A 13,348-nucleotide genomic window follows, 5' to 3' on the forward strand; every position below is an offset into this window, starting at 1 on the left:
CGCACCATCCCGTGCGAGGGCGTCTTCGCGTTTCCGGCCCCGTTCAGCTCACTTGTCGTAGAGCGGGTCCAGCTCGACGACGCGGGCCGAATCGCCGTCGTGGACGGCCATCTTGCCGCCGGGGTAGACGCAGCCGCCGGCGAACTTGCCGTCCTTGGAGACGGCGTAGAACGACACGTTGAACTTCGTCTTGCCGTCCGGCCGCCGCCGCTTGGGGTCGCGGACGCTGGTCTCGGCGATGCGCTTCAGGGCCCCCATCACGGCGTCCTTCGGGGCGTCGCCCCGGCGCATGTTCTCGACGACGAGATAGCTGGAGAGGTTCAGCAGGTTGGCCTCGCCGATGCCCGTCGACCCGGCCGAGCCCACCGTGTTGTCCAGGTACAGCCCCGCGCCCAGGATCGGCGAGTCGCCGACGCGGCCGGGGATCTTCCAGGAGAGCCCGGAGGTCGTCGTGGTGCAGCCCAGGTCGCCGTGGGTGTCCAGCACCGAGCAGTGGATCGTGCCGGTCACGCGCCGCTTCATGTAGTCGTCGAGGTAGGCGGCGACCTCGGCCTCCGGCGGGGGGACCCAGTCGTCGTTGGGGTCGCGGGTCTCCTTCCAGTGCAGCCAGACCTTGCGGGACTCTTCGGTCAGCAGGTCGACCTCGGGGAAGCCGTGGGCGCGGGCGAACCGCAGCGCCCCCTCGCCGACGATCAGGCAGTGGCGGGTCCGCTTCATCACCAGCCGGGCGACGGCCGCGGGGTGCATGATGTTGCGGATCGAGGCGACCGAGCCGCCGCCGTGGGTCGGCCCGTGCATGACCGCCGCGTCAAGCTCGACCACGCCGTCCTCGTTCGGCAGGCCGCCGTAGCCCACCGAGTCGTCCTTGGGATCGGCCTCGACGATCGCCACGCCCTCGATCGCGGCGTCGAGCGGGTCGATCCCCTTCTTCACCAGCTCGACCGCCTTCTCGACCGCCCGCAGGCCGTTGCCGCTGGAGACCGCCACCGGCCGACGGTCCCCCGTCGGCCTCGGCTCGGACGCCCCGATCGCCAGCGTCCCCAGGCTGGCGGCGGCGGTGCTCCCCATGAAGAGGCGACGATTGATCGGTCTGCGCATGGTCTTTTTACCTAGGGAATTCGGTTTGGCCTCGACGATGAGGCGCGATTCATGGAAATGGCCGTTGATGCTTGACATTCTCGGAGATAGACCGGAAGATCGCCACAATCAACCGGCGGGCAGGCCGGGGAAAACTCACATTCCCCCCCGGCCGTCCGCCGTCCCGCAGCGCTTCCCGACACCTTCCAAGACGGACGCCAGTCGATGGAACGCCAGATCGCCGAGCCCACGCGGGCGGCCGCGGGCCCGTCCAATATGATGAAGCTCTCGCTCCTGCTGAACGCGATCCTGCTGGGCTGGGTCGGCTACGCGCAGTTCGGCCGCGACCTCATCGTCGGCGACGGCGTCTCGATCGTCCTGGCGAACGACACCGACGCGGCGCTGATCGAGCCGACGATCGAGTTCCCCGGGGGGAACTTCAAGCTCCCCGAGCTGTCCGCCGGGAAATCGGTCGGGACCTCGATCCAGGTGCCGGGCAGGTTCGACGCGACGTTGACCTGCAAGGACGCCGCCGGAGCCTCACATTCGAGGAAATTCCTGATCAAGCCGATCGGCGAATTGCTGGTCGTCCTCCACGTCCTACCTGAGCCCGCGACCGTCCCGGCCGCGTCCAGCGAGGGACCCGGCGTGGGAGGCGAAGCCATCCCCCCGTCCCCGAGGGGATTCCGCGTCATCGTGTCCTATCAAGGAGAGAATACCAACATCTGAGGCGATGCCGGCGGCCGGGTGCGGCTTTTCACCCTTCTCGACGACCCTTCAGCCCAGCGCCGGCCCCCGAAGTCCCACGGCCCTCGCTCCGCGAAAAGTCCTCATCCCGGCGACGATTGCCGATGGTTGATCCATCGATCGACCCCGCCCCCCCCTCCTAGCCAAGGAGCCCGCCCGACAATGTGGAGACTCACCGCGCCCTCGCGCGCCCTGACACTTGGGCCCCTGATCCTCGCCTGCTCGGCCGGCCTCCTGCCGATGGCCGGTTGCGGCGAATCCGAGGCCCCCATCGCGTCGACCGACAAGAAGCGGGACGATCTTCAGAAGGACATCGAAAACCCGTACGGGGTCGAGGTCAAGCAACCGAAGCCCGGCTCGCGCTCGAGGCGATGAGCCGACCTGGTCGGTTCTCGCCCTCGCCCGTACGTCACTCGCTCCCCGAGGCCCAGGCCTCGAAAACCTCCCCAATCCCCGTTCCTCACTCATCCGTCCAGGAGGTCCCGATGGATCGATTCCGATCCCGTCCGCGCGGCTTCACCTTGATCGAGCTGCTGGTGGTCATCGCCATCATCGCCGTCCTGATCGCCCTCTTGCTCCCCGCAGTCCAAGCGGCCCGCGAGGCCGCCCGCCGCGCCCAGTGCACCAACAACCTCAAGCAGATGGGCCTGGGGCTGGCGAACTATGAGAGCTCCAACTCCCGCTACCCCATCGGCGGCTTCCACCGCGGCACGCCGTGCTCCGGCAGCCACGAGCACAGCTTCCTGATCTCGATCCTGCCGTACATCGAACAGTCGCCGCTGTACGACTCCCACAACTTCATGATCCACTACACGGACAACCAGATGAACCGGACCGTCTACTCGACGGGCGTCCAGGCGTTCTGGTGTCCCAGCGACGGAGCCGCGGCGATCTCCGACACCCGCAGCATGGGCTACCCGATCTACTTCACCAACTACCGGGGCTCCGCCGGGACCGCCTTCTACGTCGGCCGCTATAGCGAGCGCAGCTGCGACGCCACCTACGCCACCCGTCTCGCCCGCGCCGACGGGATGCTCTATTACGACAGCTCGGTTTCGATCGCCGGCATCACCGACGGCACCAGCAACACGATGGTGGCCGGCGAGGTCGCCTACGGCAAGATCCCGGCCGACGTGCGCTGGGACTGGGTCTGGTGGTACTCGGGCAACAACGCCGACACCCTGGCGAACACGCTCTATCCCATCAATCCCCAGAAGAAGCTCAATGAGAACTACGTGAACACGGGTCAGCTCGGCATCAACGTGCAGATCATGTTCCACAGCTTCTCGAGCTTCCACCCGGGCGGCATGAACGCGGCGTTCGCCGACGGCTCGGTGAAGTTCCTCAAGGACTCCATCAACAGCGCCCCGTTCGACGCCGCCACCGGCCTCCCCCTGGCGATCGCCCCGGATGCCAACGGCGTCCTGCAGGTGCTTCCCGGCCAGCAGCTCGGCGTCTGGCAGGCCCTCTCGACCCGCGCCAGCGGCGAGATCATCAGCGCCGACTCGCTCTGAGCGATCGCGCTTCGTCGTGAAACCGACCCGCCCGACGGGCCTCCCCGGCCCGTCGGGCGGTGTCGCGCACCGGCACGTCTCCCTCACCACCCCGGACCAACACCGATGACTCCCAGCCTGCACCGCCGCCATTTCCTGTCCCTGGGGACGACCAGCCTGGCCGCCCTCTCGATCGGCGCCTTCCCCGAGAAGAAGCCCGGCCCGCGCAAGCCGGTCGTGATCGCCAGCGGCTGGGAGAAGACGGTCGAGATCGCCATGGACCTGGTGCGCAAGGGGGCCGACCCCCTGGACGCGGCCATCGCCGGCGTGGCGATCGTCGAGGCCGACGTCAACGAGCACTCCGTCGGCAAGGGGGGGACCCCGAACGAGGAAGGGGTCGTCGAACTCGACGCCTCGGTCATGCACGGGCCGACCCACGGCGGAGCCGGCGTCGCCGGGCTCCGCAACATCGCCCACCCGGCGGCCGTCGCGCGCTGCATCCTCCAGCGCACCAAGCACGTCCTGCTCGTCGGCGACAACGCCCTGAAGTTCGCCAAGGAGCACGGCTTCCCGGAGGAGGACCTGCTCACCGAGGAGACCCGCAAGGCCTGGATCGCCTGGAAGGAGGCCAAGCTCCGCGGCTCCCGTATCCCCCAGACCGTCGCCTCGCTCGACCCGCCGATCCGCGAGCTGGTCGAGCGGCCGACCCACGGCACGATCCACTGCTCCGTACTGGACACACACGGCGACCTCGGGGCCGTGACCACGACCTCGGGCCTGGGCTACAAGGTGCCCGGCCGCGTGGGCGATTCGCCGATCCTCGGCGCCGGGCTCTGGCTCGACAACACCGTCGGCTCGTGCGGATCCGTCGGCCTGGGCGAGGTCAACCTGATCAACTGCGCCTCGTTCCTGGTCGTCGAGAACCTCCGGCGCGGGGCGAAGCCCAAGGACGCCCTGGTCGCGACCACCAAGCAACTCGTCGAGACCACCCTGCGCGACCCCCGGTTCCGCACCGAGGACGGCAAGCCCGCCTTCGACGTGGTCTTCTACCTGCTCACGAAGGACGGCAAGTACGCCGCGGCCAACATCCACGGCCCGGCCGGCATCGTGGTGGCCGACGGCGACACGATCAAGACGGTCGACTCGGCCACCCTCTTCGACTGATCCGGATTCGCGCCGGCCGCGGAATACGAAGGCCCGCCCGGAGGAGCCGCGAAGCTCGCCGGGCGGGCCGTGTTCGTTTCAGGGGGGGCGGCCGTCTCGTCTCGGCCTCAGCGGCGGGTGGCGGCGGGCGTCGATCCGGCGACGGCGGCGACCTTGGACGGCGAGCTGAGGCAGCAGAGGAAGCTTTCCGCCGTGCCCGGCCGGGCCACCGCCGCGACGCGGTAGCCGCGATAGATGGTCTTGGCCGGCTGGCCGTCCTCGCGGATCGTCAGGGCGATCGAGCAGTTGCGGTCCGCGCCGCGGATCTCGACCTCCTTGAGCGACACCGTGACCTGGCCGTCGGCCTTGACGCGGAGCGTCTGGGGCCTGAAGACGCAGGTCGGGTTTCCCGGCTTCACGTCGACCTCGCAGCCCTTGGATCCCAGGCCGGCGATCGCCAGCTTCAGGTCGATCGCACGCCCCTTCGCCTTCTCGACGGCCGGGGCGGCCGCCTCCGTCTTCGGGTTCGTCGCCGGGGCGGGCCCGGCGTCCTGGCCGAAGATGGGGCGGACGAACACGAGGGCGGTCACGAACCCCGCGGCCAGGGCCGAAGCAGACCAGAACCTGAGACGCATCGCGGTCGACTCCATTCTCAAAGGACCGGCCGACCCGTCCTGGGTCGTCCGTCGTGCCCGACCGTCGCGAGGGGCGCGGTCATCGCGTCGCCGCCTCACCGACCGTCCGTCGGCCTGTGCCTGCCAGGGGGTTCCGCCCCCGCCGCCGTCCGCGTCGCTGCGGGATCGACGCACGCGGGGCGCGGGGCCCGCCGTCGTTTTCCGGTTCCAGGATCGCGCGTCCGGGTCGGCTGGAGCGGCCCGAAACTTGAGGCTCCTTCGAGGTGGGCCGCAGAGTACTACGGCCTCGCCGAGCGGGCAAGGCCAAGTGGGCGTCCATCGTACGCACAAAAAGCCGAAGGCCGGCGATCCGCCCGTGGGGGCGGGATCGCCGGCCTTTCGCGGCGTGGGTTTCGTTCGAGTCCCGGGCGCCGATCAGTCGCGGCTGTTGGCGAGCTTGGAGAGCAGGCGGAGGATCTCCAGGTACAGCCAGACCAGGGTGACCATCAGGCCGAACGCCCCGTACCACTCCATGTACTTGGGGGCCTCGCGGCGTGCGGCCTCCTCGATGAAGTCGAAGTCGAGCAGCAGGTTGAACGCCGCCAGGCCGACGACGAGCAGGCTGAAGCCGATGCCCATCGGCGTCGCGCCCATCAGCGGGGGCGTGTAGCCGAAGAGGCGGATCACCATCGAGACGATGTAAAAGAGGCAGACCGCCCCCGTCGCCATGATGATCCCGGACCGCAGCTTGTCGGTGACCCGGATCGTCCCGCTGGCGTAGAGGAACAGCATGACCAGGGTCACGCCGATGGTCAGCGAGACCGCCTGCAGGGCGATCCCCTGGAACGGGCTGTCGAGCCCCTGGCGGAGGCGGACCTGGGCGTCGATGACCTGCGAGAGGCCGCCGAGGAACACGCCCTGCATCGCGGCGTAGACCGGCGCGGTCCAGGGGGCGAAGGTCGGCTTGAAGATCGTCACCAGCGAGGTCACGAACCCGGCGAGGGCCGCTCCCACGACCACGCCCATGGGCATCTGGCCGGTGCCGACCGCGTTCCAAGACCAGAGGCCGGTCGCCGAGAGGATCGCCAGCAAGAGGAAGGTCTTGCCCATCGTCCCCTGGACGGTCGTCGCCATGCTCCGAGGCGCGCCGTACACCTGGTCGTAGCCGGCGAACATATCCTGAGAAAAGGCGGGATTGCTGGACGTCACGGTTTCTTCTCCACGAGTTTCGCGACGGCTTCGGTCGATCGTCCGCGGCGGCGGCCGGCCCGGGAAGGCCGCGGGGCCGTCCACTGATATTCTCGACTGGTCCCCCGGATCCGGCAAGCAGAACCGCCGTCGCGCGGGACCGCCTCCATACCTCCTATCATACGACGACTTCCGACTCCGAGTTCGTTCAATCCGCCCGGTTCTTGGGTCCTTGAAAGGAAACTCATCGCCGGGCCGCCGCCTCAGCGCGCGGTCGCCTTCGGCCAGGCGACGTCGACCCCCTGGGCCTTGAGCTTGCTCTGGAACGTCTCGAACCGCTTCCGGTCGGCCCGCACGGCCTTCGGCGACTCATTGATCGCCAGCGCATGCGCCGCGACCGAGCCGGCGGCCTCGCCGATCAGCCACTCCACCGGATGCAGGCGGTAGCAACCATTGGTGATATGCGTGACGCCGAGGTTCTTGCAGGCGGCGACGAGGTTGGTCACGCGGACCGGCAACAGGGCGCCCAGGGGGATCTGGAACGGGAGCGAGGAGATGTCGACGTAGTTCTTCCCGCCGGTCGCCGGGTGGAGGTCGATCCGGTAGCTGCCGACGCCGACCGAGTCCCAGAACGGCTCGGCCGAGACGTCCTCCCGGCCCAGCTCCTTGCGCCGGGCTTCCAGGCCGACGTGCTGCTCGGTGACGGTGAACTCGGCCTTGATCCGGCGCGATTCGCGGATGTACGGGGCCTTGGCCAGGCCGTCGTCGGTCCCCACGAGGTCGGGGCGGAGCCTCAGGCCTTTCCAGCCGGTGCCCCCGTCGGGGCGCGGGCATTCGGTCTGGAGCCAGTACATCAGCGAGAGGCTCAGTTGCTTGGCGCGGCGGACGTGGTCCTCGGCCTTCTCGGCGGTCTGGCCCTCGGCGACGAGGGGGCCCAGGAGGTAGTCGTTCTGGGGCCAGTTGACCAGCGTCGCGCCGCCGCCGTCGTACGCGCCGGGGCGGTAGATCGACGGGTCGAGGATCCGGCGGTAGAGCCACAGGCCCTTCCCCTTGCCGGTGGGGTCGAAGCCCTGGTTGTTCGGCTTGAGGGTCACGGGGTGGGTGTAGCTCAGGTCCAGGAGCTTGCCGGCCCACGGCGGCGACAGGTCCGGGACGAACTCGCGCCAGAAGTCGTACTCCTCGGGGCGGTCGATCGTGTGGTCCTCGCCGTCGCGATACTCGGCCGGGAAGCAGACGGTGAACGCCTGCTGGACGCCAGTGTCGGCCTGGGCGAGCGCGTGGGGCTCGCCGGTCTCGGCCTGGCTTTCGGCCCCGACCACGTGCTCGACGCCGGCCATCGGCAGCAGGTCGCCCAGCTCGGTCGCGTCGAGGAAGTACGGGGCCGTCAGCGCGACCTCGGCCCCGGTCCGCCGGTTGCGGACGGTCACGGCGCGGATGCGGTCGCCGTCGACCTCGGCGCGGACCGGCTCGTGGTCCAGGAGCAAAACCAATCGGCCGAGCGACGCGTAGGGGGCGAGCATGTCCGTCAGGACGGACAGGCCGACGCGGGGCTCGTGGCAGAGCCGCGAGACGCCGCCGCCACCGGGGTTGAGGAACGGGTTGGAGAGCGCCTCCACGGTGAGCGGGGCGTGTTTCTTGTAGTAGTCGCGGACGCCCGTGCGATAGGCGCGATACGCGAGGGACGAGCCGAACTGCTCGATCCAGGGGTGCTCGTCCGGGGGGACGGCCTGGCTGGTGAGCTGGCCGCCGATCCAGTCCGTCGGCTCGGTCAGGACGACGCGCAGGCCCTGGCGCAGCGCCGCGAGCGCGGCGGCCACGCCCCCCACGCCGCCGCCGACGATCGCCAGGTCGGCGGCCAGCTCGCCGCGGGCGGCGGCGAGCCCGGCGAGGGCCTCGCGGCCCAGGGCGGAAGGGCCGAGCAGCGGCAGGAGCGAGAGACCCCGGCCGAATCTTTGAAGCAACAGGCGACGCGTCGTCATGGATTGACCTCTTGGGAGCGGACACCGATCTTGTTAGGATAAGCCCCCGCGGATCCCTCCGCGAGGGCATCCCGTCGCGCGAGAGTGGCGGAACTGGCAGACGCGCAGGATTTAGGTTCCTGTGCCGCAAGGCGTGAGGGTTCGAGTCCCTCCTCTCGCATGACAAATCGTCCCGACGGCCGGGCCGGCGTGGGCGGGCTCCACCATTACGGCGTCGTCGGACGGGCCGATCGCCGATTCCCTGGACAACGGCTGCCAGGCGAACGACCGGAGGCCGTCGCGGCAGAGCGCGGGGGCGTCGGGCCCGAAGAGGCGGAGCTCGTCGAAGCCGAGGCGCAGGGCCCGCGCCAGGTATTCGCGGTTGGTGTGCAGCCGGACGGGCTCGCCGGAGTGGCGGGAGCGGGCCAGGACCAGCTCGGTCGGCGGCCCCACGCCGGACGAGCGGGCGCGCCCGGCGACGCGGCCGCGTGCGGGTCGTCGCCGCCGGGGAGGCGGTCGATCGCGGCGAGGAAGGCGGCGTCGGCCGGGTCGATCGTCAGCCGGGTCGAGGCCGAGCCCGCGTCGGGCACGGCGTGCTCGACGCGCGGGAAGCGGGCGTCGGCCTGGATCGCCACTTGGAGAGTCCAGGCCCCGGCCCGCAGCGCGACGTGGGTCCCGGTCGGTCCGAGGAGGACCGGGACGTCGCGCGGCAGGGCTTTGCACGCGAAGAGCGGCACTGCGCGCACGAGGAGGTCGTCGTCCCGGGTCAGGCCGAAGCCGCCCTACACGAGCACCTGCCGGCCGTCGGTGGCGATCGCCTCCGAGGTCGAGCCCCTCAGCAGGATGCAGTCGAGGGCGTGGCGGGCCGATCGCTCGCCGGCCGACGCGGCGGTCTCGGCCAGGACCTCCAGGAGCCCGGGGGACCCTCGACGAGGTCGGCGGGCGTCTCCTGGAAGGCCGAAGGCGCGACGTCGGGGACGGCGTACTCGCGGGACTGCGGGACGCCCCGGTCGTCCCAGCGCGCGGTCGCGGGGCGGGGGCGGGGGACACCAGGAGCACCGGGGAGTCGTCGCGGCCCTCGAAGTCGGCCAACGACTCAAGCAGGATCATGACGGCCCCCTCGGACCCGGGGACGTCTTCCAGGAGGCACTCGACGGCCAGGTGGTCGAGGTGCAGCCGGACGCGCAACCCGCCTCCCGGGTCGGCGTGGACGACGAACGGGGGGGCCGGGCCGTTGCGGGCGAGGCCCAGGGTGCGGCGGCGGAGGACGGCCCGCAGGCGGCGGGCCTCGCGGCGGGTCAGGACGATCATGGCGGTCGACTCCATACATGGCAGGTGATTATCGACGTCAATCGATGCGGCGTGGCCTCGGCTGGGCGGGCATCGAAGTTCGCCCGCCGCACGGCCCGTTACGCGGCGTGGACGGGGCGGTGGGGCCGCCTCCCGGGCCCGGGGCCGGCGGCGTAGACGTCGGCGGCGGCGAACGCGAACTCCACGTCGCAGCCGCCGCATTCGGCGAGCGGGGGCGGGCCGCCGGGGCGGGCCGAGAGGGAGACGCCGCCGCCGCAGAACGGGCAGTCGACGGCCAGGTGGAGGTCCTCGGCCTCCGGGTCGTCGGGCCGCCCGGAGCGGGCCTGGAAGCCGAGGCGGCGGATCACGGCGAGCGGCTCGCCGATGCGGCGTGCGACGGTGCGGTCGAGCTGGGACTGGGTCACGGGGAGGCTCCTCTCGGGTGGGGGAAGGATCCAGGGGCGTAGATGCGACCGGCGGCTTCGGGATGACGCGGCGCGACGGCGCGGGACGGGGGACGACTGCGATCGACGGCGTGAAGCGCCCGTCAAGCCCGAGGGGTGCGAGGGCCGCAAGGGTCGGCCCGGTCCGGGGGCGCCAGCCGATTGGCCTCCAGCCAGGCGACCTCCGCCGCCAGGGCCTCGCCGCGGCGGGCGAACGGCCCGAGCGTCGGGCCGCCGCAGGGGGAGAGGTCGGCCGTCCAGCGGCCCTCGGCGTCGGGCTCGACATGGCTGGCGCGGGCGATCGTCGGGCGGCCGAGTGCGGCCAGGTCGACGGCCTCGGCGTAGGCGGCCCTGACGACGCCGCGGGGGTCGACGACCAGCCGCATCAGTCGCCCCCCGGCGCGGACGCCTGCCGGAGGATGCGGCGGCGGGGCCGCTCGACCAGCATGCCGTCCAGGGCTGACTGGACCTGGGAGAGCTGCGTCGCCGCCCGCCGCCGCAGGTCGGGGGCCTCGCGCAGCTCCCGCGGGCCCACGCCCCGGACCGCCTGCCGCGCCCGCTCCACCAGCTCGTCGAGCTGGGCGTCGCTGCGGACGTTGAGCGCCCGGAACCGGTCGAAGAAGCCGGACAGGTTCTCCACCGCCGAGTCGCGGAACACCTTGGGGCGGCCGTCGTCGCCCACGCCGTCGAGCCGCTCGGCCAGGTGCTCGACCAGGCGGGCGAACTCCTCGGCGAACGCCCGCTCGGCCAGCGCCACCGCCTCCTCGAACCGCGACTCCAACCGGGCCCGCTCGCGCTCGTAGAGGTCGGGCGCGAGCCTCATCAGGTAGTCGGGCGGCTCCACCGAGGGGAAGTCGCAGGCGACGGCGAACAGGCCGACGAGCGAGGCGGGGTAGTCGGCCGGGTCATACAGGCTGCCGAGCCGGCGGGCGGCCGCCCCCCTCAGCTCGCCGTAACGGCGGTCGAGGTCGGCGAGGGCGTCGTCCAGCTCGCCGCGGAAGCCGGCGATCCGCCGCGCGAACTCGTCGACCGCGTCGCGTCGGATCAGTCGCACGCCCGGCTCGGGGAAGGGCGGCGACACCTCGCGCCGGTACGAGCGGATGCGGCCGCGGACGGCGGTGACGGCGCGGAACGCCGGGTGCTTGACGTCGAGCAGCCGCTTGCCCGCGGAGAGGCATCCGCCCTCGGCGTCGAACGCCTCGGCGGCGCGGTCGCGCTGCGGGGCGGTCAGCGCCTTGCGGGTGCCCAGCCAGGTGAACGCGACGCGGGCGGCGGCCGTCTCGGCCCGCAGCCGCCGGGCCGGCTCGGCGAGGTCGTCGACTGATGCGACGGCCGGGGGTCCTTCGATGCGGTCGAGCAGGGTGGTCATCGAACCTCCTGGAAAGAGACGAGGCGGCCGGCCGTGCGGGCCGCCGCCTCGTGATGGGGTCTTCGTACAAGTCGTCGACCCGCCGGGAGAGCCCGGCGACGGAGGGTCAGTTGTCCGAGGGCTCGCCCCGGCGGACCTGGCGGCGGGGCCCCTCGGGCGAGCCGACGCGCGAATACACGCCGGGGCGGTCGGCGGCCAGGCAGCGGCCGGCGGCCCACGACCGCAGCCGCTCGACCGACTCGCCCGCGGTGACCGCCGCCGGGACGATGTTCCTCGCCGCCTCCACAAGCGGGACGTCGAGCAGGGCCGCCAGCCGGCAGCACGCCCGCACCGCGGCCCCGGTCCAGTCGGCGTAGCGGGGCCGACGCTGGTCGGGGTCGAGGCCGAACCGCTCCAGGTGCATCTTCCAGATCGCCTCCTTCTCGGCGGAGCCGGGCAGGTCGAGGAAGTAGATTGCGTCGAAGCGTTCCGCCCGGCCGAACTCGGGCGGCAGCTTCGAGACGTCGTTGGAGGTGCCGACGAAGAAGACGTCCGAATCGTGGTCGGACAGCCACGAGAGCAGCGAGCCGAACAGCCGCGCGCCGACGCCCGAGTCCCCATGGGAGCCCGAGGCGGCGCCGCCGAGCGCCTTCTCGACCTCGTCGCAGAACAGGACGCGGGGGGCCATCGCGTCGGCGATCCGCAGCGCCTGGCGGACGTTCCGCTCGGTCTCGCCCACGAGCGAGCCCAGCAGGGCCCCGACGTCGAGCGTGAGCGTCGGCCGGCCCGTCTCGTTGCCCAGGGCCCTGGCGAACTGCGACTTGCCCGTGCCCGGCACGCCCAGCAGCAGGACGCCCCGGGCGCGGACGCCGGCCCCGCGGCCGGGCCGCAGGGCCCGCGAGCAGAACGCCTTGAGGGCGTCCAGCCCGCCCAGGTCGGCGAACGCCTCGCCGCCGCGGTGCTGCGTCAGCAGGCCCGACTTCTTGAGCATGCCGGATTTCAGCTCCCAGAGCGGCCCGGCGGCGACGCGGCCGTGGCGGACGAGCGAGAGGCTGCAGGCCCCCTCGGCCTCGAACCGCGTCAGCCCCGCCGCAGCGTCCAGGACCCGGTCGAGCTCGTCGCCCCCGGGCAGCTCGCCCGGCTCGCAGGCGATCGAGCGGGCGATCGCCTCCAGCTGATCGCGGCCGGGCAGGTCGTGCTCCAGGACGACGAACTGCTTCTCCAGCTCGACGGGCACCTGGACGACCGGCGACAGGACGACGACGAAGGTCCGGGCCTGCTTGCCGGCGACGATCCGGGCGTCGAGGGCCTGGACGACCTCGGGGCTGCCCAGGAAGCGGTGGAAGTTGACCAGGACCAGCAGCGCCGCGCCGTCGGGCGCGGCCATGGCGTCCAGCGCCCGGATCGCCGCCAACGGGTCGGCGGCGTCGACGGGAGCGATAGCCTCGGTTTCGCCCCCGAGGGCCCTGAGGCCCCCGTCGACGTCCCATGCGGCGACCGACCACCCCCGGGCGCGGCAGAGGGCGGCGATCTCGGCCAGGGCGTCCTGGTGCTCGGAGGACCGGAGCCACAGCCCGGTGAAGCAGGCGCACGTACTCCTCGAGGCGCTCGGCGAGCGTCATCGAAGGCTCCTCTATGGTGTCTGGGGGAGGTGATCGCAGGTAGCGGGCGGCGAGGGATTCGGGGGCGGGGTCGGGTGAACTGATCCGGCCGCAGATCGGAGCGTTGGCCCTGGTGGAACTCGGCCGTCAGCGCCTCGGACGTCCGCCGGCCCAGGGCCCGCTCGACGGATCGGATCGCCTCGCGGCACTCCGGGCCGGCGAAGCCCCGCGTTCGGACGGTCGTCTCGCCCTTGGGGGCGACCGAGATCTCGACGACCCTCTTCAAGACGCACCTCCGACCTGGATCGTGAGCCTGATGGAGCCGTCGCCGAGGAGGCGCTCGGCGATGGCGTGGCCCCGTCTCCTCGCCTCGATCCGGGCCTTTTCCACCGCGTACATCTGCGGCAGGCGGTCGAGCGGGGCCCGCTCCCCCCAGGCCCCGCCGT

12 protein-coding genes, 1 tRNA gene and 1 pseudogene are annotated in these 13,348 nt (G+C 71.8%); 5 read left to right on the forward strand and 9 right to left on the reverse strand.

Translation table 11 applies throughout. The annotated features are described in order from the left end of the window. Positions 1-48 precede the first annotated feature (48 nt). On the reverse strand, positions 49-1,098 hold the full coding sequence (locus tag G6O68_RS14345; protein ID WP_165248893.1) for a N(4)-(beta-N-acetylglucosaminyl)-L-asparaginase: 1,050 nt from the start codon (positions 1,096-1,098) through the stop codon (positions 49-51). Positions 1,099-1,302: 204 nt separating this feature from the next. On the opposite strand from G6O68_RS14345, the gene G6O68_RS14350 reads away from it, so the two are divergent. From G6O68_RS14350 to G6O68_RS14365, 4 genes are all read left to right on the forward strand, one after another. Then, positions 1,303-1,806 (forward strand): hypothetical protein, encoded by a 504-nt coding sequence (locus G6O68_RS14350; protein WP_165248895.1) that lies wholly within the window; start codon positions 1,303-1,305, stop codon positions 1,804-1,806. Between the two features lie 180 nt (positions 1,807-1,986). Further along, entirely contained in the window at positions 1,987-2,199 is a 213-nt protein-coding gene (locus G6O68_RS14355) for a hypothetical protein (RefSeq protein ID WP_165248897.1), read from the forward strand. A gap of 110 nt (positions 2,200-2,309) precedes the next feature. After that, positions 2,310-3,338 carry a DUF1559 domain-containing protein gene (locus G6O68_RS14360; protein WP_165248925.1) on the forward strand — a complete coding sequence of 343 codons (1,029 nt, stop codon included), beginning with the start codon at positions 2,310-2,312 and terminating at the stop codon, positions 3,336-3,338. A gap of 105 nt (positions 3,339-3,443) precedes the next feature. Then, positions 3,444-4,481, forward strand: a complete 1,038-nt coding sequence (locus G6O68_RS14365; RefSeq protein ID WP_165248899.1) for an isoaspartyl peptidase/L-asparaginase — start codon at positions 3,444-3,446, stop codon at positions 4,479-4,481. A gap of 107 nt (positions 4,482-4,588) precedes the next feature. On the opposite strand, the gene G6O68_RS14370 is transcribed toward G6O68_RS14365, so the two are convergent. The 3 genes from G6O68_RS14370 to G6O68_RS14380 all read right to left on the reverse strand — a co-directional run bounded on the left by G6O68_RS14370 (position 4,589) and on the right by G6O68_RS14380 (position 8,241). Further along, positions 4,589-5,095, reverse strand: a complete 507-nt coding sequence (locus G6O68_RS14370; protein WP_165248901.1) for a hypothetical protein — start codon at positions 5,093-5,095, stop codon at positions 4,589-4,591. Positions 5,096-5,509: 414 nt separating this feature from the next. Further along, positions 5,510-6,283: a Bax inhibitor-1/YccA family protein gene (locus G6O68_RS14375; protein ID WP_165248903.1), complete on the reverse strand. Its 774-nt coding sequence runs from the start codon at positions 6,281-6,283 to the stop codon at positions 5,510-5,512. Positions 6,284-6,525: 242 nt separating this feature from the next. Then, entirely contained in the window at positions 6,526-8,241 is a 1,716-nt protein-coding gene (locus G6O68_RS14380) for an FAD-dependent oxidoreductase (RefSeq protein WP_165248905.1), read from the reverse strand. 78 nt (positions 8,242-8,319) lie between these two features. Between G6O68_RS14380 and G6O68_RS14385 the strand changes: the two genes are divergently transcribed. After that, positions 8,320-8,401 (forward strand) — tRNA-Leu (locus G6O68_RS14385). Positions 8,402-9,629: 1,228 nt separating this feature from the next. On the opposite strand, the gene G6O68_RS14390 is transcribed toward G6O68_RS14385, so the two are convergent. The 5 genes and pseudogenes from G6O68_RS14390 to G6O68_RS32815 form a co-directional block, all read right to left on the reverse strand. After that, entirely contained in the window at positions 9,630-9,935 is a 306-nt protein-coding gene (locus G6O68_RS14390; RefSeq protein WP_165248907.1) for a hypothetical protein, read from the reverse strand. 122 nt (positions 9,936-10,057) lie between these two features. Further along, positions 10,058-10,339, reverse strand: a complete 282-nt coding sequence (locus tag G6O68_RS14395; RefSeq protein ID WP_165248909.1) for a hypothetical protein — start codon at positions 10,337-10,339, stop codon at positions 10,058-10,060. Further along, positions 10,339-11,322 carry a hypothetical protein gene (locus G6O68_RS14400; protein ID WP_240911181.1) on the reverse strand — a complete coding sequence of 328 codons (984 nt, stop codon included), beginning with the start codon at positions 11,320-11,322 and terminating at the stop codon, positions 10,339-10,341. The genes G6O68_RS14395 and G6O68_RS14400 overlap by 1 nt, the downstream gene beginning before the upstream one ends. Before the next feature lie 106 nt (positions 11,323-11,428). After that, entirely contained in the window at positions 11,429-12,715 is a 1,287-nt protein-coding gene (locus tag G6O68_RS32810; RefSeq protein ID WP_240911182.1) for an AAA family ATPase, read from the reverse strand. A gap of 332 nt (positions 12,716-13,047) precedes the next feature. After that, positions 13,048-13,188, reverse strand: a pseudogene (locus G6O68_RS32815) (DUF2997 domain-containing protein); the annotation flags it as partial. Positions 13,189-13,348 lie beyond the last annotated feature (160 nt).

This window comes from Paludisphaera soli (assembly GCF_011064595.1).
Taxonomy (GTDB): domain Bacteria; phylum Planctomycetota; class Planctomycetia; order Isosphaerales; family Isosphaeraceae; genus Paludisphaera; species Paludisphaera soli.